The 22,953-nt window shown below is 52.1% G+C and carries 16 protein-coding genes and 3 pseudogenes; 8 read left to right on the forward strand and 11 right to left on the reverse strand.

The annotated features are described in order from the left end of the window. Positions 1 to 170 precede the first annotated feature (170 nt). The 6 genes and pseudogenes from HV127_RS20455 to HV127_RS20475 form a co-directional block, all read right to left on the reverse strand. Positions 171 to 1,835: an SbmA/BacA-like family transporter gene (locus HV127_RS20455; RefSeq protein ID WP_182238300.1), complete on the reverse strand. Its 1,665-nt coding sequence runs from the start codon at positions 1,833 to 1,835 to the stop codon at positions 171 to 173. A 61-nt stretch (positions 1,836 to 1,896) separates the two neighbouring features. After that, the gene (locus HV127_RS20460; protein ID WP_182238302.1) at positions 1,897 to 4,392 is read right to left on the reverse strand and encodes a TonB-dependent receptor; all 2,496 of its coding nucleotides are present in this window, start codon (positions 4,390 to 4,392) and stop codon (positions 1,897 to 1,899) included. Between the two features lie 99 nt (positions 4,393 to 4,491). Further along, positions 4,492 to 5,469, reverse strand: coding sequence for a FecR domain-containing protein (locus HV127_RS20465; RefSeq protein ID WP_182238304.1), 978 nt, complete (start codon positions 5,467 to 5,469; stop codon positions 4,492 to 4,494). A gap of 7 nt (positions 5,470 to 5,476) precedes the next feature. Then, positions 5,477 to 6,031: a sigma-70 family RNA polymerase sigma factor gene (locus tag HV127_RS20470; protein WP_182238306.1), complete on the reverse strand. Its 555-nt coding sequence runs from the start codon at positions 6,029 to 6,031 to the stop codon at positions 5,477 to 5,479. 231 nt (positions 6,032 to 6,262) lie between these two features. Further along, positions 6,263 to 6,393: pseudogene (locus tag HV127_RS31790) on the reverse strand (integrase); the annotation flags it as partial. A 250-nt stretch (positions 6,394 to 6,643) separates the two neighbouring features. Beyond that, positions 6,644 to 8,005, reverse strand: a complete 1,362-nt coding sequence (locus tag HV127_RS20475; RefSeq protein WP_182238308.1) for a hypothetical protein — start codon at positions 8,003 to 8,005, stop codon at positions 6,644 to 6,646. A 223-nt stretch (positions 8,006 to 8,228) separates the two neighbouring features. Between HV127_RS20475 and HV127_RS31795 the strand changes: the two are divergent. From HV127_RS31795 to HV127_RS20490, 5 genes and pseudogenes are all read left to right on the forward strand, one after another. Next, positions 8,229 to 8,336 (forward strand): annotated as a pseudogene (locus HV127_RS31795) (DNA mismatch repair protein MutT); the annotation flags it as partial. 330 nt (positions 8,337 to 8,666) lie between these two features. Next, positions 8,667 to 9,518 (forward strand): hypothetical protein, encoded by an 852-nt coding sequence (locus tag HV127_RS20480; protein WP_182238310.1) that lies wholly within the window; start codon positions 8,667 to 8,669, stop codon positions 9,516 to 9,518. Positions 9,519 to 9,592: 74 nt separating this feature from the next. Further along, a complete protein-coding gene (locus HV127_RS20485) occupies positions 9,593 to 10,171 on the forward strand; it encodes a hypothetical protein (RefSeq protein ID WP_182238312.1) in 579 nt (192 codons plus the stop codon). 148 nt (positions 10,172 to 10,319) lie between these two features. Then, positions 10,320 to 10,707, forward strand: a pseudogene (locus HV127_RS31800) (GFA family protein). A gap of 208 nt (positions 10,708 to 10,915) precedes the next feature. Continuing rightward, positions 10,916 to 11,455 (forward strand): VOC family protein, encoded by a 540-nt coding sequence (locus HV127_RS20490; protein WP_142982779.1) that lies wholly within the window; start codon positions 10,916 to 10,918, stop codon positions 11,453 to 11,455. Positions 11,456 to 11,735: 280 nt separating this feature from the next. On the opposite strand, the gene HV127_RS20495 is transcribed toward HV127_RS20490, so the two are convergent. From HV127_RS20495 to paaZ, 5 genes are all read right to left on the reverse strand, one after another. After that, the gene (locus HV127_RS20495; RefSeq protein ID WP_182238314.1) at positions 11,736 to 13,499 is read right to left on the reverse strand and encodes a sensor domain-containing phosphodiesterase; all 1,764 of its coding nucleotides are present in this window, start codon (positions 13,497 to 13,499) and stop codon (positions 11,736 to 11,738) included. 296 nt (positions 13,500 to 13,795) lie between these two features. Continuing rightward, positions 13,796 to 14,413, reverse strand: a complete 618-nt coding sequence (locus tag HV127_RS20500) for a LysE family transporter (RefSeq protein ID WP_182238316.1) — start codon at positions 14,411 to 14,413, stop codon at positions 13,796 to 13,798. A gap of 135 nt (positions 14,414 to 14,548) precedes the next feature. Next, positions 14,549 to 15,787, reverse strand: a complete 1,239-nt coding sequence (locus tag HV127_RS20505) for an IS110 family transposase (RefSeq protein ID WP_182234946.1) — start codon at positions 15,785 to 15,787, stop codon at positions 14,549 to 14,551. A 311-nt stretch (positions 15,788 to 16,098) separates the two neighbouring features. Further along, positions 16,099 to 18,366 (reverse strand): primary-amine oxidase, encoded by a 2,268-nt coding sequence (gene tynA, locus HV127_RS20510; RefSeq protein ID WP_182238318.1) that lies wholly within the window; start codon positions 18,364 to 18,366, stop codon positions 16,099 to 16,101. Positions 18,367 to 18,629: 263 nt separating this feature from the next. Further along, a complete protein-coding gene (paaZ, locus tag HV127_RS20515; protein WP_182238320.1) occupies positions 18,630 to 20,675 on the reverse strand; it encodes a phenylacetic acid degradation bifunctional protein PaaZ in 2,046 nt (681 codons plus the stop codon). A 285-nt stretch (positions 20,676 to 20,960) separates the two neighbouring features. Here paaZ and paaA point away from each other — a divergent pair, with 285 nt between their 5' ends. From paaA to paaC, 3 genes are read left to right on the forward strand one after another with little or no spacing between them, the layout of a single operon-like run. After that, a complete protein-coding gene (gene paaA, locus HV127_RS20520) occupies positions 20,961 to 21,890 on the forward strand; it encodes a 1,2-phenylacetyl-CoA epoxidase subunit PaaA (protein WP_182238322.1) in 930 nt (309 codons plus the stop codon). Positions 21,891 to 21,901: 11 nt separating this feature from the next. Beyond that, positions 21,902 to 22,189 carry a 1,2-phenylacetyl-CoA epoxidase subunit PaaB gene (gene paaB, locus HV127_RS20525; RefSeq protein WP_062773507.1) on the forward strand — a complete coding sequence of 96 codons (288 nt, stop codon included), beginning with the start codon at positions 21,902 to 21,904 and terminating at the stop codon, positions 22,187 to 22,189. 7 nt (positions 22,190 to 22,196) lie between these two features. Then, entirely contained in the window at positions 22,197 to 22,952 is a 756-nt protein-coding gene (paaC, locus tag HV127_RS20530) for a 1,2-phenylacetyl-CoA epoxidase subunit PaaC (RefSeq protein WP_182238324.1), read from the forward strand. The last annotated feature ends 1 nt before the right edge of the window (position 22,953 follow it).

Below are 22,953 nucleotides of genomic sequence, written 5' to 3' on the forward strand. Positions count from 1 at the left end.
CCTGTAAAATTCAGCGTACCCGTCAATTTATATTATAAATATGGCCTACTCTCCATTGATTAATACATCAGCGGCATTAGAAAAGTCCGCTGCTGGCACGGAACGGAAAGAAGCAAGGTCGCAATGCCCGTGTTCGCAGTGAGTGCATGGTTGGCCTAACCTTTACGATGCTAGTGCCGCGGCTCTAGCACCCAATGATGCTCAAAGAGTTCGAAGACTGCAGGTTGGTGGCTGATGGCCAGTACTATCGTCTGTGGTAATGCCTCTTGCAACAGCCCGAGTAGGTCAATAGCAGCCGCGTCGTCCAGATGGCTGGTTGCCTCGTCCAGACACAACAACGCAGGCTGCAATAACAGGGCGCGGGCCAACGCCAGACGTTGTTGCTCGCCGCCCGACAATACGCGCCCCCAGTCACATACCTCATCCAACCGACTGCAGAGTGATGGCAGGCCAACTTGGGTTAACACATGTCGTAGTTGCGGCGTATCCGGTGTTTGCGTCAGCGGATAGCTCAACACGCGACGTAGCGTCTCCTGCGGCAGATAGGTTTTTTGCGGCAGGCACAGCATACCTCCTGCCGGAAGACTCCATTGTCCCGATGCGGCGGGGCATAGACCAGCCAACGCGCGCAGTAGCGTCGTCTTGCCGCTACCGCTGGGTGCTGAAAGTACGGCCCATTCACCCGGTAAGAGCGTAGCTGTAAAGGGGAAAAACAAAGCTGTACCGTCGGCGTGGCGCACGGTCAGCCCGAAGATGTTCAGGGCTGTGCCTGCGCAGGGTATTGCCGGCGATATCGGTAAATGCTGCAGGCTGCTCTGGAATTCCCACAGCCGCTCTACGGTGGCGGACCATCGCGCCAGCTGGCGATAGGAGTCGATAAACCAACCAAAGGCGTCCAGCACGTAGCCGAAGGCGGCTCGGGCCTGCATGATTGCTCCCAGCGAGACCAGACGCGTCAGGTATAGTGGCAACACGGCAAATACCGGGATCATTAGGCTAAAGCGGAAGTAGAGAGTGGTAAACGTCTCCAGCCTGAACTCCTGGCCCATCAGGTGGCGCCAGTTTTTTGTGATGGTCAGAAAACGTTGCTGCATTCGCACATGCTCAGCCTCTTCCCCGCGGTAAAACGCGATCTGCTCGCCATGTTCCCGTATGCGCAACAGAGTGGCTCGGTAGTCCGCTTCAGCGTGCTGTTGTGCCACGTTGAGTCCATGCAAATGACGGCCGAACAGATGAGCCAGTACGCTGCTCAACGCAGCATAGCCCAGAGCGGTCCACACCAGATATCCGTGGATGGTTATGGTGTAGCCATCGCTGAGGTGCAGTGTGTGTACGCCGGACAGCTGCCAGAGAATGGCGATGAATGAAAACAGACGGGCGATATTTTTTACCAGCGAAAGCAACATCTCCAGACTCTGTGTAATCAACAGGTTGATGTCTTCGGCAATTCGCTGGTCCGGATTGTCCGGCTCGCTGGTCATACTAAGCCGATAGTGGGCGCCGCCTGCCAACCACATCTGCTCGAAACGCTGCGTCATTTCACGGCGGCAACGTATGATCAGCAATTTTTTAAGCCAGTTACCGCAGACGATAGTCAACACAAACAGCATGGTATAACCCGTATAGCGCAGTGCTAAAGCCGCAATAGAGGCGTGCTGGAAATAATCGGCCAACGCATCATAAAAATCTTTGCTCCAGTTGTTATACAACACGCTGATGGCTACCACCGATAACGTCAGGCCGATGATTGTCAATAGTAAAAGCCAGTGCAGGGCTGCACTGCGGGCACACCAGAAAGGGGACATCAGGTGATAAAAGCGTTTAAGTGTTTGCATCGTGTCAAGCCAGCGACCTGCCAGTGGCAGGCCGCGTTCCATTGAGAGGGAGGTCCGGCAATCAAAACGTGTATTTTGCCGTCAGCATAAAGTTGCGTGGATCGCCGTAAAAGTTGTTGCCGCCAAGGTGGCGGTTGACCAGATTGCGGTAGTAGACCTTGTCAGTCAGGTTGTTGCCCACCAGGTTAAAGCTCAGGTTATCGCTGTAGCGGTAGCTCACGTTGGCGTTCAGCAGAGTGTAACCCCCCTGATACAGTCCGTAGGTCCGGTTAATGTAGGTTGCTGTGGCGGTCTGCGCCGTCAGGCCTGCGCCGATAGTCCACTGGTTTAACTCGCCAGGCAACGTGTAGCTGCTGTACAGCTTGAACATGTGCTTCGGCGTACGCGGGCTGAATCCAGCGGCCTTTTGACTCTCCGTGGCCTCGAGGTATTTGCTGTTGGTCAGCGTGTAGCCTGCCTGAATCTGCCAGCCTTCGGTGAGCTTACCGGCTATTTCCAGCTCGACGCCCTGACTGCGCACCTTTCCCTCAGCACTGTAGCAACCGCTGTCAGCATCGACACAGACAGAGCTGTCCGGCTCGGAAAGCGCACGGTTGGACTGGATGATGCGGAACAGCGCCAGCGAGGCGTTCAGATCGCCATTCAGGAATTCGCCTTTCACACCTGTTTCATAGTTGACGCCGGTGATGGCGGGCAGAATGTTATTGCTGCTGTCCCGCTCGCTTTGCGGCTTGTAGATGTCCGCGTAGCTGAGATACCAGGTATAGTGAGTGGCAAAATCCCACAGCAGGCCGCCGTAGGGGACGAATTTATCGCGCACGTGCAGGCTGCTATGCTCGTTGGAGGCGCTATTACGGTGGTTGTCATAGTAGTAGTCATAGCTGTAAGCACTGTATCGACCACCGAGGATCAACTTCCAGTCATCCGCCAGTTCCAGTCGTGTTGTGGCGAACAGTCCGCGCTGATAAACGTTGTAACGATCGTTGTAGCGGCTGTTGTAAAGATCGAGATTCGACCAGTCAGGTTCAGCCACGGATTCTGGCTGCCAGTTGTAGATATCGACCGTAGCGGTGTTGGCGATCCTGCCAAACTCGTTGTCGAAATTTTCTTTCTGGTAATCACCGCCGAACACCAGTTCGTGGCTGCGCCCCAGCCATTCAAACGGGCCGCTCATGCTCAGGTTGTAACCCCACTGTTCGCCTTTGTTGTCGTAGCGCAGATTGTTGTTGAGTCTGCCCGTGCCCACGGCTGGATCGACCCCTGTCGTACTGTTGCCCCATGCACTGATATACCTGCCGTCGGAGCGGGAGTGGGTGTAGTTGAGGGCACTTTTCAACATCCAGTCGTTGGCAAAAATATGTTCAAGCTCAACGAACGGATTGATTTTTTGAAAACTGACGCGGTTCCAGCTAGCGCCCAGATAGGTTGAACGAGGCAGATTCAGACTGCTTTTGTCGGTGGCGAACGGAACACCATAGATGTCAGGTACCGAGCGAGTCTTCTGCCAGTTGATGCCTGCCGTCACAATGGTATCGGGGGTAAGGTCGTAGGCCAGCACGCCGTACAGCACATTGCGTTCGCTATGAATATAATCCACAAAGCTTTGTTTGTTCTGATATACGCCTACCACGCGGCCGCGCAGAGTAGCATCATCATTTAACGGCCCTGAAATATCCATTTCGCCGCGGTAGTTGTCCCAACTGCCTGCACTGACACTGCTATATCCCTGGAATTGATAAGTGGGTTTTTTACGCACCAGATTCACCGTGCCGCCAGGTTCGCCGCTCCCTTGGGTCAGGCCAGAGGCACCTCGCAGGATCTCCACCCGATCATAAATTGCCATATCGGGCGATTCGCTTGATGCCTGAAAAGCGTTCATCACGCTGTTTTGGGTGGAGGCGTTGACGCCATCCTCCTTGATGTTGTCCATCACGAACCCACGTGATTCGTATTTCACCTGAAAGCCATTCTGATTAACGACGTTAACCCCGGTACTTTGTCCCATCGCTTCGTCCAGCGAGGTGATGCTCTGGTCGTTCATGCGCTGGCGCGTCATCACGCTTACCGACTGCGGCGTTTCGCGTGGCGACAGGTTCAGCGCCGTGGCGGTATTCATACTGCGCGTGGTGTAGGATCCTGATCCCTCCGTGACGCCATTCTGATTGACGCTTGCCAACACCAGCATCTCATCGTCCGAGGAGATTTTTTCTAACACATAGGATCCGTTGGACTGTCGTACCGCCTGCAGGCCGCTGCCGACAAGTAAAATGCCAAATCCCTCTTCTACGCCATAGTTCCCCGTCAACGCTGTACCGCTCCCGGTCGCCAGACTGGCGTCGCCTGCCAGATACACCCCTGACTGAGCGGCAAACTGGCTAAGCTGCTGGTTCAACTGCCCGGCAGGAATAGCGTAGACGCGCGATGGTTGAACTGTCGCCTGTGCAAAATCAGGCGCGATCAGCAGCGGGGTACCACAGAGTAATAACCGAATGACAACCGCTAGCGGGGTGGGGGTTCGGCTTTCGCCGGATGATGAGATCAATGATGTAAGCGACATACCGATTTACCTTCTACCCAGAGTGAAAAACAAGGAGGTTTTCTAGTGAATCGAAGGAGAACGGTAAAAAGGGAACCGGGAAGATCAAAAAATTGGGGGTCAACGCTTTTCCACCGTCACCCACCAGGAAAAACGTCGGTGGATGCGCACAGGGAAAATTTGTGCCAGCATCGCCAGCGACTTGTCCGTGTCTGCCAGCGGGAACGCGCCCATCACCCGCAGATCGGCAACATTCGGGTCGCAGGCCAGATAGCCGTGTCGGTAGCGAGCCAGCTGCTTAATAATTTCGCCAAGCGGGGTGTTATTCGCCTGCAATACGCCTTGCGACCAACCAGCGTCAACATGTGCATTAGGGGATAACGCCCCCTTGCCGTAGCGATCAAAATCCAGCTGCTGGCCCGCATTGACCCGGCGTACAACGTGTCCACGCTGCGCAGAAACTTCAACGGTACCGCTGTAAACTGCCAGGTGAGTAGAGCCATCATGTTGTTCCACGCTGAAACGGGTACCCAATGCCTGCATCTGGCCTTGTTCACTTGAGACAAAAAATGGCCGCGTATCGCGAGCGGTGTCGATTAACAGGTCGCCCGATATCAGGACAATTTGCCGGCGCTGCCTATCGTAGCGCACATCAACAGCGCTGGCGGTGTTCAGCCACAGGCGCGTGCCATCCTGCAGGGTCAGCTGTTTTATTTCGCCCGTGGCGCTGTGGTAGTCAGCGGTGACGGCAAGCAGCGATTCACGCAGCGGCGTGTGGCGGTAAGTTAGCCATGAGAGCAAGGTGCCGGAAGCGAACAGCACGCTCAGTTTTAGGGCCCGGCGGCGCCTCATGACCGTTGAAGGTAACAGCAGGGTATCTGCCGCGGCTGAAGCAAGCCCACCACTCAGCGGTTGGAAACGCTGGCTGACGGTTTGCACATAACGCCAGGCGTGGCGATTCTCTTCACACGCGTCAAGCCAGGCACGCCAGCGTTGATGGATTTCAGCCTGCGGTTCGGCCTCAAGCAGTTGTGCATACCACTCTGCGGCTTGCTGCAGCGCCAGATAATCAGGTTTGTGGGGGAGGGAGTCTGTCATCGCGGCGTTAACGAGAGCCCGCAGACGGGACATCCGCTGTGGCGTCTGACAGTTCCGCTTCCAGCAATATGCAGTGAAGCATTGCTTTTGCCATGTATTTTTTCACCATTCTTTCGGAAACCTGTAAGGCCAAAGCTATTTGCGCGTAAGTCATCCCCTGAATCTGCGACATAATGAACGCGGTGCGCACTTTTTCCGGCAGGCTGCGCAGCATGGTGTCAACCTCATACAATGTTTCCAGTATCAACACTTGATGTTCAGTGGAAATCACGATGGTGTTGGCGCGGAGTTGCATCGTGTTAAGCCATGCTTTTTCTAACTCTTTGCGTCGCCACAGATCGACGCACATACCATGCGCCATTACGCTCAAATAGGCCCTCGCACCTTCGTTGCTGTCAAAACATCGGGGCTTTAGCAATAGCTGGATAAAAACATCGTGGGCCAGGTCGGCGGCATCGCTGAGGTTACCTAATCGTTTACGCAGGATCCCTCGCAACCAGCTGTGATGATGCAGGTACAGTTGATGGATTTCTGATGGAGATGAGGCATCAATGGCGGACATATCAGGTTCTCAGGTTTTCAAATTGAGTGACTTCCATCACATTTTAATTGAGAACGATTTTCATTACAATTATGAGCAAGTAAAACCCACCTCATCAGGCGCTTTTAGTGAGCAGCGGCAGACTCGTGGCATGACTTCGGGTCTTTAGATAATTGGCGCCTTTTATGAAGCCACATGGGGTGATCTTATTAATCCACTCCGATGCATCCCCATTAATGGCAATGGCGTCTAAACATTGAATAGAGACAAATCGCGCGTTTTACGTTCCAGTTCAAGCCTGATTCGGATCTCCCAGATATGAGATATCTGAAGTGGTCATTTTGGCCAATAACACGATCTTTGTTCCACGGTGACATATTCATACTCAAACCTCCTGTGATGTGGGAGATTTGAGTATGATTGTCCCTCATGAGCGAGAAACTGCCTCCTGGAGACTTGCGTATGGGCAGCCTGGTGCGGCAGATATTGTCGCGCGGAGTAATTGTTGTAAATTCGTGTGTATGAAGCGTGATGGGCGTCAGAGTGCCTCGGGTAAAAGGACGTGAATACCGTTCAGATATGCTGAAAACATACCCCCCAGCCAACAGGCGGCTGGGGGGAATAATAATGCCGTTATTTTTGGGCGGTGATTTTCGTCACTGAGCCTGTCTGAACTTTATCCCCGGTCGTACCATACATAGATACCAGATAAACGGCGCCATCAGGCCCGGCGGTAAGGTTGTTTGGAGTATTATCCATCGGGATATTAGCGACCAGTTTACCATCCTTATTCAGCACAGCTACGCTGCCGCCTGCGCGTGTGGCCGCGAAAACTTGCGACGTCAGCGGATCCCAGACGACAGATACGCCCCCGGCACCAATATAGGTATCCGCAAGTACCTTACCGTCCGCGTCAAGAACCACGACATTGTTCGTCTCCTGGGACGCGACATAAAGACGGCCAGTCTGCGGATCGCGAGCGATGTCGGTTGCGCCCTGCGCCTGAGGTACTTTCACCGTTGTACTCTTACCGGTTTTGAGATCAATCCAGCCTACCCATGGCGTATCGCGGCTAACGCCGTAGAGTTTGCCGCCAGCGCTATCGAGGGTAAGATCGGTACTGTTAAACAGGTTTTTGCCACGCTCCACCACAAACTCCAACTGACCGATGTGCTCTAGCGTTTTGGTGTCATACACTTCGACAAAACCGGTCAGAGCCGCGCTGACATAGGCCCGATTGTTGGCTTCATCAATAACCACATCGCGTGGATGCGAGACCGATCCCTCCGGGAAAACCTTCACGACGGAAAGCGTTTTTGCGTCATAGACGGTCACCGTCTCGGCAAGAGTGTTCGTCGTCCAGACCTGATTATGAACGTTATCAACACCGACGCCGAAGACACCAATCTGCTCACCTTTTTTGTCTTTAGGTAGAGTTGCCTCTGCTTCGATAGCCAGGGTTCCGGCGTTCAGTCTCATTAGGCGGCTACCATCCTTCGGGCCGCGTGCAGAGGTCACGAACAGCTTCCCGTCAGCCGACACTGCCGACTGGTAAGCTCGCTCACCGACGGACGTTGTTTGTAGCTTGAAAGCCTCCGTGTTTTTTGGCGGGACAATCTGGGACAATTTCAACATGACCTGCGAAACGCTCGCGGGATTTTGCGTAATAACAGTGAGTGGATGAAGGCCTGTAGCGGCATCGGCCGGAACGGTCAGCGGAATATTGAGATTTCCTTTTTCATCGGCAGTCAGTGGTTTTGGTGTCAGCACTTCAGTGCCATTGAGCATGGTGACGGTCGTGCCCGCCTGCAGGTTCTTTATGGCTACAACCGTTTTATCTCCAGGCTTGACGGGAACTTCCCGTGACCCGGCACGGATATTACCAGGGAAGGTAGTGGTGGCGGCTGCCCATTGGCTATCGGCGTATGCCGTTGTGGCGGTTGACATCGCAATAGTGGAGGCCAACAGCACTGACCAGACTGAAATTCTTCTCATCTTATCTCCATAAATTGTATTGATGCTGCATCTCAACGCAGCCACAGTTTTTCCCCACGCGATGAGTCTTATCTTCCGCCATGAGAACCAAGTCTTGTTTTAAGCGTGTTTAACATAGCATATTGATGCAAATAGTTATCATTACTGTTTGAGTGGTATCATAAATGCGGGGCCTTGGCTGTATAGTGGGAAAACGGGTGGCGGTTTTTGGTTGGGGGCATGCTACTGGTGGACAATAGGAGAGTTCAGACATACCAACGAAATAATCTTTCCACTCGATTTGATCATCAACATACTTGAAAGCAAGTTAACCGTTAACGGTTCGAAATGACCTTAATTTCCGTATTTGGCAGGAAACGGACGAGCTGGTTGAGCTGAAGGCCTGCTATGAGCGAAAAGCGGACTATTGATTTATATTCCGAATCGTGCTTCGTACTTAACTTAGACAACCGAACTTGAGCGCAACAGTATGATAATAAATCACTCTGGTAACCCCCATTAGTAACGAATTTTTTCTGAATAATTGAGTAGCATATTACAGAAAATATCTGTAAAAAAGAGTGTAAGCAGGAACTAAACGAGCCTTATCAACTTGGACTATATCTTACCAAATGTTTTTCAAGTAATCGGCAGAAAAAAATAATAGAGGCAATGGATAATCATGGGGAAAATATACAAAACTGAATTAATTAGTCATAACACTGATACGAGCTATATTTTGAAAGAAGCTCAAGCGTTTGACATTATATTATTCAACAATAAGACATGGTCTTTAAAAACACTTTTTGTAAAAATTGGCAGCAATAGTGGTTGGAATCATGCAGCCTTAGTTATGGATGAGCCCCCCTTTGGATCTAACAATGAAAAATGTAAATACTTGTATGAATATGCTGCCAGCGGTCAGCCTATAACTTTTCAAAAATTAGACGTTAAATTAAATAGTGAGAGATTCAATCGTATCGCTCTGATAAGGTTTAAAAACAATCCTGCAAACTTTAGTTCAGCAGAAAGAACTGAAGCTAAAAAAATAGTAATTAATGATTTTTTTAATCGAGAAGGAAGAGATGCCAGTGACTTATCGCATGGATCTGACAGTATCTCTAAAAAATTTCAATACAATGCTACAAACATTATGCATAGAGGCGTACTATCGATTGCATTAACATTAGCCATTGCTATATATTTCCTTTCCATTCTTTCGTTTTTGAACAATTGGTTTCGCGACGCCCTTCTGATTTGTTTAATTGCAACACCTTTAATAATAATCATGAAGTATTTTTTCGAATGGTTATATAGAAAAACAAATAGTGAGACCATAAAAACCCAGGCCATATGTTCAAGCTACCCACCAATGATTTTGAAATCGATAATTTATAACTCGAACACTCAAAAGTGCGAAATTGAAAAATTTGAGGATAAGTGGATAAATGGAACTCCCCCATCGCCAAAGAATTTATACTTTCTTGCTAAATCAAGTGAAGAGTGCGTAATATACAATTACAAGAAGAATTAGTAGGCAGAGCAATCATTGAAATGGCTCGAATATGTTACTTTGGCTAAGCTAAAAAAATATAGCAAGGAAGTCATATGGTTAATCCTGGATTCGTTACCCGTAAAGCGCTTGCTGGCTGGTATGATGTTCCCGCTTTCTTGCCTCAGTTCCAGTTTTATGAGAAGCACAGTGCCATCATTGAGACGAACTCGCCTGAAAAAATTCTGCCGCTGGTTACAGAATTCGATATTCATCAAGATCCCGTCATCCGGTTATTAATGTTTATGCGACAGCTCCCACAGAAATTACGGCACAGTCAGCAAAATCAGGCGGTTAATAGCTTTGGCCTGCACAGCTTTACTCTTCTGGAAAAGTCATCGTCTGAACTTTGCTACGGCTTACGAGGAAAATTCTGGCGTGCAGATTTCGGTCTGGAAAACGTGCCAGATGCTAACGATTATCAGACATCTGCAATGGCGGGTAGCGCGAAACTTTTACTGCGCTATCGGGTAGCGGAACTGAAAAAAGGTCAGTATGAGCTATGTACTGAAACGTTCATCTACTGTTCGGATAGAGTCACTCAGCTAAAAATGGCCGCGTACTGGTTGGCGATACGTGCAGGAAGCGGCTGGATTCGAATACGGACGCTCAAGGCTGTTCAGTCGAATCTGTAAGAGCCAGTCAGCGCGCCATGTATTAACGCACCTGATAATTTGCAACGTCTCTCCCTGGCACTGAGCGGACTAACTGACTGATTTGAGGTTCCGCTGTGAGGAGTGGTCGATGCTATCTTTGTCTCTCTGAACATTCTACAAGGGCTCGATGGATATGAAATTGTCAGGTGGATGTTTATGTGGGGTCATCAGATTCACAGCGATAAATCCTTCTTCCCCTCATTCCTGTTCCTGCGATATGTGCCAGAAACATACTGGCTGTCAGACCGCAGTATGGATTGAATTTGACTCCGCAGATGTTGAATGGACTGCCGAAGGGGGAACCATCGCTGTTCCGCTCATCAGCAGCTTCATCCAGGGCATTTTGCGCCCGGTGTGGGACCTCGGTCGGTGCTATTGATGACTCTCAGGTAACTGCTTTGCTGAGCGGTATATTTGACCACAACCAACGCGACTTATTTTCGCCATCATCCCATTCATTTCAAGATATGAAACCTCATTGGTGGAGAATAATTATGCCTGATATTGCTGAATAAACACTGAAGCCCTTACATGTATAGCCGTCATGATGTCACTTAAATTTGAAGGCGAGTATTAATTATGGTCTTTAGCTGTTCGTAAGGAGCGAACTACGGATGTTTTTTTGCGACAGAAAATTTACAAATTATCAGGCATTGCGTTTCTTAAATGAAAATTGTACTAAACTCTGTTTGATTCATTTAAATTTTTAACCAGAGTATACATATGATAAATAGAGAAAAACGTACCGTTAGCAGAGGCATAAATCATGTGGGTCTAACGGTTCCAAACCTGCAGCAGGCAACTGAATTTTTGCAAAAGGCATTGGATGCCAGGTTTGTTTATGACGGCCTGACCGATAGCGATTCCCCAAGAGAAGGGGCTGATACCGAAAGGCAGTTGGGCCTGACAGAAGGCTCAATGATTATCAAACAGCGGTTGCTGAGAATTGGTAATGGTCCAAATCTGGAGCTTTTTGAGATAGTAAGCAGAGAACAGGCGCAGCCGGTAGGGCTACAGGACTTTGGCTGGAACCACATTTCACTTTATGTGGACGATATACAATACGCGTTGGAAAGAGTCAGGGCAGCGGGAGGCCAGTTCCTTTCGGAAATTCATGAAAATTCGCGTCATGAAGATACCGATGGTAATGCCAGCGTATACTTTAAGGCTCCATGGGGCAGCCTGATAGAACTACAATCAATACCTAATGGTTATTATTATCCTGAAGACAGCGAAGCAGACACATGGATACCTGAGCGATAAATGATATGTTGCTGTTTTAGGACGACGCCGCACTATGATGGAGTTCCCCACAGTTCAAATTTCAGTATCAGGATTGTCCGCTTTTGGCTCACAGCGGACAAGCTCTTGGATCTGAAGGTCTGTGGAGAGCGAATAGCGGTCTTTAGAATTTGTCATGATTACCCGGATGCAGGACTATCATTGGCGTCTGATAATCAATAGAGAGCTGGTCAGGATGACCAGTTCCCTTCTTATTCATATATTACGGGCAGGCGTGCATACGTATTTACTTAATGCTCGCTCACTTTAAGGCATTGTCTTTACCATGATACCAGGTTTCAAAAACATCGGGGGTCATTGGTTTGGCAAAAAAATAGCCCTGAACTTCATCGCAGCCCAGCTTTCTTAAAATATCAACAGTACTGGCTTCCTCGACTCCTTCGGCCAGAACGATATAGTCGAGTTGCTTGAGGAGGGTGATAACGTTGCGAACAACGATGCGGCTTGCCTTGTCGTGGGCAACCTTACTCACAATAGAGCGGTCAAGCTTGATGATGTCCATCGGGATTTGTCGCAGGTAATTAATGTTGCTGTATCCCGATCCAAAGTCATCCAGAGAAATTTTAAATCCGCGTTTTTTGAGCATGTCTAGTCCGTTTAGCGCGGTCGGACTTTCAAGCATCTTCTCTGTTTCCAGACACTCCAACCCCAGCAGCGCCGGGTCAAGAGACGCATTCCGCAGTTTCTGTTCAAGCTCCTCAGCGAAATCGGGCCGAGAAAAGTCACTGGCGGCCAGATTAATTGACACTGGCAGAGTAAGTCCCTGGTCCCGCCACTCGCTCAGCTGCGCGATAGTACGATCGATAACCCAGGCCGTGAGCTCACGCATCAGGCTGGTTTTTTCGACCAGCGGGATAAATTCGCCGGGCAGGACTTCGCCGTTGGTCGGATGCTTCCATCTGACCAGCGCTTCAGCACCCGTCACGCGCCCGGTCGCCAGTGAGATTTTCGGCTGATAGACCAGATATAAGCCCTGGTTTCCCTTCAGCGTTTGTCTGAGTTCGGTCAGCAGGCTGAAATCTCTCTTTTTGCGGGTATCCAGGGCGTCATTATAGGTGGTAAAACGGTGCCCCTGGCTTATCGCCTCATGCAATGCGCTCACCGCACGACGCAGAATTTCATTCGGCGTCAGGGTGCTGTCGCAAAGCCCGGAGTCACCCATGTGAATATCCAAATCCAGGGGAACTTCCGGGCCAATCCTGGCCTGGGTTCCCTGAAGGTTTTGTGCAATGTTTTTCAGTGACAGGGCCGTAGGTTCAGGCGTAAAAAAAGCAAATCGTCCGACCGCCACGGCGTAAAGCTGGCCCGCCATGGGAAGACGTGCCTGCAGTTCGACGGTCATGTCCCGAAGTAAGTTTTCTACGGCAATCATCCCCAATGAGCGGGCCATCTCGTAGGCAAAGGGCATATCAATGCAGTCAATGATGACCAGCCGGAAGGTGCTCGCCGCCGACACCTCAATGTCCTTCAGCAGGCGCTGACGATTGGGTAATAGTGTGACGACATCGGTATAGCCTACCGAGTGCCAGGAGGCCAGGAAATCTGATATAAGCCCTGCCATCTTTTCAAAAAGATCGAGCTGCTTGTCTGAAAGTTCCCTGGGTTGAGTATCGAAGATACACAAGGTTCCTATCGGTACTCCATCCTGAGTTTTAAGTGGACACCCTGCATAAAAGCGAATGAATGGATCTTCTTTTACCGCCTGATAGTCATGAAAGGTAGGGTGCTGATGAGTGTCATGACAAATGAATGTTTTACTCTGTTTCAGGGGCTGTACGCAAAATGCCTCGCTCAGGCGGGTTTCCGTGGTGGCGATATTTTGAGCGGATTTGATATATTGCTTTTCTTCATCGAGAATAGAAACAAAGCTCATCGGCATGTTCAGCAAGTGGCATATTAGATGAGTATATTTTTTTAACGCATCATCCCGACCTTTGTCAGGATTTTTCAACAAGTCGATAGCCGCAAGTCTTTTACTTTCATCTCTACTGAGATTAGTCAACATGGTAAGACATCCTCCGGTGCAGTAGGCTTTTGGTTGTTCCACACTCGCAGGTGGCATGGATCATTCTTCCAATGGCATGTGGTAATACATACTCAGTGACCCGCCTAAACTCTCACATTAAAATGTTTCCCATTGATTGTCTCCCGGAAATGTCTCCCCAGGGCTGTCCGGTAATTCTGCCCATCAGTCAGACACTGTCATCTCACATGCTTAATGCGAGATATTTGACTAGCAGCTATGAGCGAAAAGACGAAATGAACACTTCGTATCACCAGACTACGTCGTACTAGTCAGACTCACTTTAACAGTAATCGTATTCCCAAAAAGGCCATAAAGCCTCCGCTGAGTTTATCTATAAAATGACGATATTTAATGTAAGCCTTACGTGGCCCGTCAGTTGATAATAAGCATGCAACGACTGCATACCAGAGCACATCAATAACGAATGCCATTGCGGGCAGGATGATGTACATAACAGGCTGAATATTTTTGCTCAACGCTGCGGAAAAAATACTGGCAAATACCAGCGCAGTATGGGGATTGCTGATTTGCGTAAAAAAGCCAGTCATAAAAGCTTTCGAAACGCTTACTTCCTGTGTACCGGCAGAATTATTAAAATGATTTGAAGGACGACGAAACATTTTCAACGCCAGCCATAAAAGATAGCAACCGCCTGCAACCTTAAGTCCTGTGTAAAGTGATGGGATCAGAGTCAACAGGGTGTGGAGACCTGCTAGCGCTATTGCAGCAAAAACAGACGCACCAAAACCCATACCTGCAGCAACAGATAAAGCCGTCCGTCTCGAACTGGACATTGCCATTCGGGCAACGAGAAGAAAGCTAGCTCCCGGGCTTATTGCACCAAACAGGATAGCTACGCCAATAGCAGAAACCGCGATCAAATCACCTGTCATTCATGTTTCCATCTTTAATCAGTGCCAGACAGCCCCTCATTGCGCGAACCGCATACCTAATGAACTGCTACTGGGAACAATATAACACTGTGCAAACAAAGTCCGCTTCACGCCCTGAGACATTCGACAAGCTTTTTATGGCTTCAGTAAGGGCGACTTTCGCGCTTCCAGTGTCAGCAAATATTTAGCTTCGTCGTAGCGGGTTCTGGTCTTCCAGCAGCGGTAAATGATCCTTATCCATTTAAACGCCAGAGCCCGGATTGCTGATTGATGCGATTTCCCTTTTTCTCGCTGTCTCTGGTAATAAAGTTTGGCCCAGTATGATGAATTAACCGTCTTGGCAGCCCATTCAACAAAGGTCTGCCTGACGAACTTGGCACATTGCCATCGCCAGTGAACCCATGATTTCTGGCCACTTCGTTCGGTCACCGGTGCAATACCTGCATAGTTTTGAATTTCTTCAGCGCTGTTAAACCGATCACGGTTATCACCAAGTGCAGCAAGCATACGTGGGCCCATACACGGCCCCATGCCCGGAAGTGATTTGAACAGCCCAGCATCTGGCAATGTGTCAAACAGCGTTTCGATTCGTTCGTCATAGGTTTTGATGATTTCACTCACGACTTTAATTTGTGTCGCCAGTGCTGTTGCCATCAAAGCATTAGCCTCTATAACACTCAGGTCTGTCGTCAATGGGATCGCGTTATCAATATTCGCAACACGTTGCTCGGTAAGGGCCATTGCGCGGCCACCTTTGGCATTCAGAAAGTTGCGAATCGTGTCGCGCCTGGCTCGTTTCAGTTGTTGCAGACTGGGCCACCGGATAATCAGCTCACACAACAGTAAGCTACCCCGATGTGAGAACCACTCCAGGGGCTGAGGATAATACTGTTTTAGCGTATTGATGAGTCGATTCACAAAGCGGCGTTTGTCCTCAACCAGCAGTCGACGCTGCTCAACTAACTGTTGAAGTAATCGGATATTGCCATTGTCGGGTTCTATGGCTTTTATCTTTTGGGGATAGCGTAGCATTAGCTCTAATGCTAACTCAGCATCCTGTGGATCATCCTTAGCACCGCTTGGCCAGAAGGTCTGCCGATAGCGGGCCAGTGACAACGCGTGCACAGGAAAAACAGTGACAAATGGGTACTTCTGGAGAGCATACACCACCGGGCCTTTCTTCAGCTCAAGGGCGATAGCGATCCTGCCTTTCACCTTTTGGTGCAACTCGTTGAGCCAGATATCAAGTGCTTCCGGAGTGTGTTCAACCACCTGGAATATGCGCTTGCCGTTTTTAAACTGAACGCAGACATCGTGTTTTTTATCCGCCCAGTCCAGACCAACATGAGCAGCAAACTGATTAATCGCAGTCATCACCAGCTCCTTTAAATCGAGGATTGGTATGCATTCCACGCTCTTCGAAAGAAATATAGTCAGCAGTTTTTCTGCATGCCCTGAGTATTCGTTAGCGAACGTGGAGCACTTACTGGCTCGAAAGCAAAGCGGCAATCATCAAACCACATGATTCTGGCACAATATTCGTAACCAGTAAGCGCATACCCTGAATCACTTAAAAGTGTAACTCTCAGGGTGTGAATGACTATATCTGGCACAAACCCGCTCCTAAAACAAAAAAAACGGCGCTAAACCCGGGGGATTTATCGCCGTTTAGCCTCTAATCTACCTTACTTCTTCTTCTCACCCAGCGTCGGCGTCTCATCAAAGAAGTTCCACGGTTTCAACAACGCATGCGCCCATTCCGTCGGCATAATCGGCCACTCTTCGGCACGTGCCACGTGGGTGGTACCGGTAGTGATCCACACCACGTCATCGTTATTATCGAGCGACTCATCGTCCTTCGCATACTGCCCCAGACCGGTGTCGTGAATTGAACGGTTCGGGTATTTGCCTTCCGGGTAACGCTCATCCTGATGATAGCGGGTGACCCACAGCTGCTTATCCATAAAGCTCAGACGGTGGTAAATCCACTCGTCAGGGGCGAATTTTGCGCCGGTCGCCACCGGATGCGTGCCGCCTGCATAAGGGATAATCTGGTACGAAACCGGATTGCCCATGCGGTTTTCTTTGGTGGTATTGCTCAGCAGGCGGATGGTGCCCGGGTCAAACTTCTGCGCCGCTTTCTGCTCGCTGTCGATGCTGTACTGATTCACCTGCATGGTACTGGTGCGCGGGCCGCCGCTGGTGTTTGGCTTCACTTCCGGGTCCATCGCCACCAGGGTGTTATTTTCGCCGTCGACGTCGAGATCTAAGCGGAAGTTGTAAATATGCTGGTGGGTGGTGCCGACAATATTATGGTCGATCAGCGTCCCGTAGCGGGTATCGTCTTTGGCGCTCGGATCGTGCATGGTTTTCGCCAGCACGCCTTTCACCGCTTCAATGCCGGTGGCCCCGGCGTCGATGCCGATGGTGCCGTTTTCGTGGAACACCCAGTCAAAGATATAGTCGTAGTTGCCGACGGTACTTATCCAGCGCACCACCAGTTCGCGGCGCTCGGTGCTGACGTTCGGTTTGCCCATCTCCTGGTGTTTGTACTCCGGCCCGGCGTAGCGTTCGAAGATGGCGACGGCGCGCGGAATGGTCGACGGCGCGCCGGTGTAATCGGCGATGGTTTCATCCAGCAGCACGGCGTTAGACGGCGCATCTTTGCCGCGCACGATTGGCGAGGTCAGGGTGCCCATACCGTAATCGCCGGAATCCAGATACGCTTTGAAGTACCAGCCCACGTCCGGGTCGCCGTAAGGCACGATCATCCCGCCGAGCGATCCTTCGTACATCACCTGACGTTTTTTACCGTTGTCGTTATAGGTCACGGTCGAGAGAATCGGCCCGACGCGCGAGTTCAGGCGCAGGTGGAAGTCCCAGTTCTGCCAGTGCACCATATCGCCGGTGATGGTGTAGTTTTTGCCTTCCGGTTCGATGATTTCCAGCGGTTTCACCGATTTTGCCACGCGGTCGCGGCCATCATACGGGCGTGATTGCATCGGTACCGGGATCACCGGGCCTTCTTCAATCTTGATGATTTTTTTCTGCTCAAGGTCAACGACGGCGACCAGGTTTTCAATCGGGTGCGCCCAGTAGTTACCATCGCCGGTATCAAGATAGCTGACCACTTTCAGCAGGCGCGCGTCCTGCTTCAGGCCGTCTTTACCGTCGAAGTAACCGACGGTGAGCGGGGTGGTGACGACTTTGCTGGTGTCCTGGATGCCGTGTTTTTTCAGCACGTCAGCAAATTCGGTGCTGGCGTTAATGATGTTCTGTACGCTGGCGAAATCATCAAGCAGCACCATGCCGTGCGCGTCTTTAATCGGCGTCCAGGAGAGGATCTTTTTGTTTTGCAGATCGACCACGGCTTCAATCACATGTTTACCGTCGAGCATCACCACGTCGGCGGTGCGCGGAGCGTTAACCGGCGTGCCGTTGAGGGCAAAATCCCACACCGCTTTTTTGTCCGGCTCGTGCAGGGAGATTTCGGTAAAGCGCGTGTTGGCCTGGAACTCTGGCGCGGCTTTAACAATAGTGACCGCTTCGCCAATCTCTGCTGATGACAGCGAGTTCAGCGGGTGAGGGACTTTTTCGACCTGGAAGGTCTGATCGAGCCCGGACTGGAAAACGTCGTTGATAAAGGTTTCAGATATCCACGCTTTGCCGTTTTTCATCACCACCGGCACCTGTAAGTTCAGCGACTTGCCGTTGAGGATCGCGGTTTTCGCCCCCGGCTTCACCTTCACATAGGCACCGTCTTTAATCAGGGTAAACACCTGCGCGTAATCATCCCACTGAACATCAGCGCCAAAGTCTTGCAGCGTTTTGTCCATCGGGACCATATGCGCTTCACCACCGTGGGCGAACGCCGGGCCAGTCCCGACGCAACACAGGGCGATAGCCAGCGCCATTGCGGTTTTGCGTGTCTTTTGAATCAAAGCGTTAGACATTATGACCTCATCTTATCGTTATGTTGTGCCGTGCCGGGCTTTTCGGTTCCAGTCTCTTAACCTAACAGCCAAACGTCACGAGGCGTTTGCTCACGCTTGCCAGGTTATTGGTCAGTTATGCCAGTTACAAAAAATGCCTCCGCAGAGGCATTCAGGTGATTGTGTCGGTGTTTTGCCGGATGGCGGCTTGCGCCTTATCCGGCCTACAAACTCAAATGTAGGCCCGGTAAGGCGCTAGCCGCCACCGGGCAATCGCACGGAACTTACGCAGGGAAATCCCCGTTCTGACGCGCGACCAGCGTCAAAATGGAGTACAGCGCCACCGCCTGCTGATGCTGATTGAAAATCTCCACCGACCATTCCACCACGCCGGTGGCTTTCTCGTCGGCGCTGCGCTGGCGTTTCACCGTTTTGCGTTTGCAGGTCAGGCGTACCTGAATGGTGTCGCCCGGTTTTACCGGCTCGATAAAGCGCAGGTTTTCCATGCCGTAGTTGGCGATAACCGGGCCGACGCCCGCATCAACAAACAGCCCGGCGGCGGCAGAAATCAGGAAGTAGCCGTGCACCACGCGTTCGCCAAAAATCGACTCGGCGGCGGCAATTTTGTCCATATGGGCGTAGAAGTGATCGCCGCTCAGGCAGGCAAAGTTGACGATATCTGCTTCGGTCAGCGTGCGGCGTGGGGTGAGGAGGCTGTCGCCCGGCTGGATCTCTTCAAAGTATTTGCGGAACGGGTGAATGCGGTCTTCCGCCACCTGCGCGCCGCGCACCCACTGCTGGCCGATGGCGGCGAGCATGGTCGGGCTGCCCTGAATCGCGGTGCGCTGCATGTAGTGCTTCACCGCTCGTAGGCCGCCGAGTTCTTCGCCGCCGCCCGCGCGTCCCGGGCCGCCGTGTACCAACTGCGGCAGCGGGGAGCCGTGACCGGTGGATTCCACCGATGACTCTTCGTTCAGCACCTGAATACGCCCGTGCGCCCTTGCGGCACCGAGAATAAACTGACGCGCCAAATCACCATCTGCCGTCACTAAGGTTCCCGCCAGGCTACCTTCACCGGCACGTGCCAGCGCCATCGCGTGCTCGCTATTCTGATACGGCATCAGCGTCGCCACCGGGCCAAACGCTTCAATGGCGTGTACTGCCGCCACTTCATCCGGCTGCGGGCAGAACAACAGCGTCGGCGGGAAGAATGCGCCAGCAGCGTTAAGATCGGCTTTGCCGCCCAGTAGTACTTCACATCCGGCTTCCACCAGACGATTGACGTTATCCTGTACGTCCTGACGCTGTTCGCTATTGACCAGCGCGCCCATCTTCACGCCTTCCTGCGCCGGGTCGCCGACCACCACTTTTTGCAGGCGGGCAATCAGCGCCTCGCGCACCGCGTTGACCTGCGCCTGCGGCACGATAATGCGGCGAATGGCGGTACATTTTTGCCCGGCTTTGGTGGTCATCTCGCGCACCACTTCGCGGATAAACAGCGCGAATTCCGGCTGTTCCGGCGTGACATCTTCGCCCAGCACGCAGCAGTTCAGCGAGTCCGCTTCCATGGTGAAGGGGACAGATTTCGCCACCAGATTCGGGTGAACGCGCAGCTGCTGCCCGGTTTTTGCCGAGCCGGTAAAGGTCACCACGTCCTGATGATCAAGCTGGTCGAGCAGATCCCCCGCGCCGCCGCAAATCAGGCTAATCGCGCCGTCCGGCACCAGCCCGCTGTCGACAATCGCTTTGACCATCGCCTGAGTCAGCTGCGCGGTGGCGGTGGCCGGTTTGATGATCGCGGGCATCCCGGCAAGCCAGGTTGGGGCCAGCTTTTCTAACATTCCCCAGCACGGGAAGTTAAAGGCGTTGATATGCACCGCCACGCCGGATTTTGAGGTCAGCACGTGGCGCGCGGCAAAGCCGCCCTGTTTGGACAACGCGATCAGCTCATCTTCCGGCCACAGGGTATCGTCCGGCAGCTCGCGGCTGCCCAGCCCGGCGTAGGTGAAGAGGGTGCCGATACCGCCTTCAATATCCACCCAGCTATCCGCACGCGTCGCGCCGGTCTCGGCGGAGATAGCATAGAAATCGGCCTTCAGCTCCAGCAGATGTTTCGCCACCGCTTTTAACATCGCGCTGCGTTCAATAAAGGTCATCGCCTGTAACGCTTTGCCGCCGTGCTCGATGGCGAAGCGGCGCGCCTGCGCCATATCCAGCCCTTCGCTTGTCACTTCCCACAGCGCTTCGCCGCTGATGGCGTGATGAATGGTGCGGGTGCGGCCCCGGCCGGTCTGCCAGGCGCCGGATAAATAGCTGGCTAACTGCTGCATGGTTATTCTCCAGATATGTTACGTAATCTCGCTATAAATAGTTCTTTTCTGAATCATAAAATGCAAGCCTGATTTTAATAATTTGTTAACAATGCGATCGCGAACACCTTCTCCAATAGCGACATCATCCTGTTTATAAAGGAATTGTTAAAAGCCTTTGCGGTACTCATCACAAAATGCACAAACAAAATTTGTGGTTTTATTTAACTAAGATGTAACTTTTATAAAACAAAGTGATTCGCAAAAATTGATTTGTTGAATTTATCGGAATCATAAGGTGATGACGTGACAGAAGAAAAACGCTTTGACCAGCGCATCGCGCAGGATACAGCCATCGAACCGCAGGACTGGATGCCGGACGCCTATCGCAAAACGCTGATCCGCCAGATTGGTCAGCATGCGCATTCAGAAATCGTCGGCATGCTGCCGGAAGGTAACTGGATAACCCGCGCCCCAACGCTTCGCCGCAAAGCGATTCTGCTGGCGAAAGTGCAGGATGAAGCCGGGCACGGCCTGTACCTCTACAGCGCCGCCGAAACCCTCGGCTGCGCCCGTGAAGATCTGTATCAGAAGATGCTCGACGGGCAGATGAAGTACTCCTCCATTTTTAACTACCCGACGCTCACCTGGGCGGATATCGGCGTTATCGGCTGGCTGGTCGACGGTGCGGCGATTGTCAATCAGGTGGCGCTGTGCCGTACCTCCTACGGCCCGTATGCCCGGGCGATGGTCAAAATCTGCAAAGAAGAGAGCTTCCACCAGCGTCAGGGATTTGAAGCCTGCATGGCGCTGGCGGCAGGCAGCGAAGAACAGCGTCAGATGTTACAGGACGCCATCAACCGCTTCTGGTGGCCCGCGCTGATGATGTTCGGCCCGAGCGACGGCAACTCGCCGAACAGCGCCCGCAGCATGGCGTGGAAAATCAAACTGCATTCCAACGACGAACTGCGTCAGCGCTTTGTCGACAACACAGTCCCGCAGGTGGAAATCCTCGGCATGCAGGTGCCGGACGCCGATCTGACGCTTGACGAAGCCACCGGTCACTACCGCTACGGCGAGATTGACTGGCAGGAACTTAACGAAGTCATCAACGGGCGTGGGATTTGTAACCATGAGCGTCTGGGCGCAAAACGCAAGGCCTGGGAAGAGGGGGCATGGGTGCGCGAAGCCGCGCTGGCGCATGCCGAAAAACAGCAGGCCCGCGACGCCGCCTAAGGAGAATAAAGATGAGCAAAACATACTGGCCGTTATATGAAGTGTTTGTCCGCAGCAAACAAGGTTTATCTCACCGTCACGTCGGCAGCCTTCACGCCGCCGATGACCAGATGGCGCTGGAAAACGCGCGCGATGCCTACACCCGTCGCAGCGAAGGCTGTTCGATTTGGGTGGTGAAGGCGAGCGAAATCGTTGCCTCGCAGCCGGAAGAACGCGGCGCGTTTTTCGACCCGGCAGAGAGCAAAGTCTACCGCCATCCGACGTTCTACACCGTGCCGGACGGCATGGAACATATGTGAGGCAACGATGAATAACTCAAATCCCGTTGCAACCTATGCCCTGCGTCTGGGCGATAACGGCCTGGTGCTGGCCCAGCGTTTAGGCCAATGGTGCGGTCATGCGCCGGAGCTGGAGATTGATCTGGCGCTGACCAATATTGCCCTCGATCTGCTCGGTCAGGCGCGCAATTTTCTCAGCTATGCCGCCGAGCTTAACGGCAGCGGCGACGAAGACACGCTGGCCTTTGGTCGCGATGAACGCCAGTTCCGCAATCTGCTGCTGGTCGAACAGCCGAACGGCAACTTTGCCGACACCATCGCCCGACAGTTCTTTATCGACGTCTGGCACGTGGCGCTGTTCAGCCGCCTGGTGAACAGCCGTGACGCGCAGCTTGCCGCCATCGCCGCCAAAGGGCTGAAAGAAGTGCGCTATCACCAGCGCTTTAGCCGCGGCTGGCTGGAACGTCTGGGCAACGGCACCGAACACTCGGCAAACCTGATGCAGCAGGCGGTTGATAGCCTGTGGCGTTTCACCGGCGAGCTGTTCCTGGCCGATGAGCTGGAGATCGCCTTAGTTGAGCAGGGGATCGCCGTCGATCCGCGTGAACTACAGGCCCAATGGCAGGCGACGGTGCACACCGCGTTGCTCGATTCTGGTTTGCAGATCCCGCAAGAAACGGCGTTTCGCAGCGGCGGCAAACAGGGGCTGCACAGTGAACATCTGGGGCCGATGCTGGCAGAGATGCAGTACCTGCAGCGTGCCTACCCAGGTCAGCAGTGGTAAA

Origin of the sequence: Klebsiella sp. RHBSTW-00215, from assembly GCF_014103785.1 — a bacterium.
GTDB lineage: Bacteria > Pseudomonadota > Gammaproteobacteria > Enterobacterales > Enterobacteriaceae > Klebsiella.

What these genes read in the sequence shown, in the direction of transcription:
- HV127_RS20455 (WP_182238300.1), bottom strand. Translation starts at nt 1,835, where the DNA reads ATGCAAACACTTAAACGCTTTTATCACCTGATGTCCCCTTTCTGGTGT.
- HV127_RS20460 (WP_182238302.1), bottom strand. Translation starts at nt 4,392, where the DNA reads ATGTCGCTTACATCATTGATCTCATCATCCGGCGAAAGCCGAACCCCC.
- HV127_RS20465 (WP_182238304.1), bottom strand. Translation starts at nt 5,469, where the DNA reads ATGACAGACTCCCTCCCCCACAAACCTGATTATCTGGCGCTGCAGCAA.
- HV127_RS20470 (WP_182238306.1), bottom strand. Translation starts at nt 6,031, where the DNA reads ATGTCCGCCATTGATGCCTCATCTCCATCAGAAATCCATCAACTGTAC.
- HV127_RS20475 (WP_182238308.1), bottom strand. Translation starts at nt 8,005, where the DNA reads ATGAGAAGAATTTCAGTCTGGTCAGTGCTGTTGGCCTCCACTATTGCG.
- HV127_RS20480 (WP_182238310.1), top strand. Translation starts at nt 8,667, where the DNA reads ATGGGGAAAATATACAAAACTGAATTAATTAGTCATAACACTGATACG.
- HV127_RS20485 (WP_182238312.1), top strand. Translation starts at nt 9,593, where the DNA reads ATGGTTAATCCTGGATTCGTTACCCGTAAAGCGCTTGCTGGCTGGTAT.
- HV127_RS20490 (WP_142982779.1), top strand. Translation starts at nt 10,916, where the DNA reads ATGATAAATAGAGAAAAACGTACCGTTAGCAGAGGCATAAATCATGTG.
- HV127_RS20495 (WP_182238314.1), bottom strand. Translation starts at nt 13,499, where the DNA reads ATGTTGACTAATCTCAGTAGAGATGAAAGTAAAAGACTTGCGGCTATC.
- HV127_RS20500 (WP_182238316.1), bottom strand. Translation starts at nt 14,413, where the DNA reads ATGACAGGTGATTTGATCGCGGTTTCTGCTATTGGCGTAGCTATCCTG.
- HV127_RS20505 (WP_182234946.1), bottom strand. Translation starts at nt 15,787, where the DNA reads ATGACTGCGATTAATCAGTTTGCTGCTCATGTTGGTCTGGACTGGGCG.
- tynA (WP_182238318.1), bottom strand. Translation starts at nt 18,366, where the DNA reads ATGTCTAACGCTTTGATTCAAAAGACACGCAAAACCGCAATGGCGCTG.
- paaZ (WP_182238320.1), bottom strand. Translation starts at nt 20,675, where the DNA reads ATGCAGCAGTTAGCCAGCTATTTATCCGGCGCCTGGCAGACCGGCCGG.
- paaB (WP_062773507.1), top strand. Translation starts at nt 21,902, where the DNA reads ATGAGCAAAACATACTGGCCGTTATATGAAGTGTTTGTCCGCAGCAAA.
- paaC (WP_182238324.1), top strand. Translation starts at nt 22,197, where the DNA reads ATGAATAACTCAAATCCCGTTGCAACCTATGCCCTGCGTCTGGGCGAT.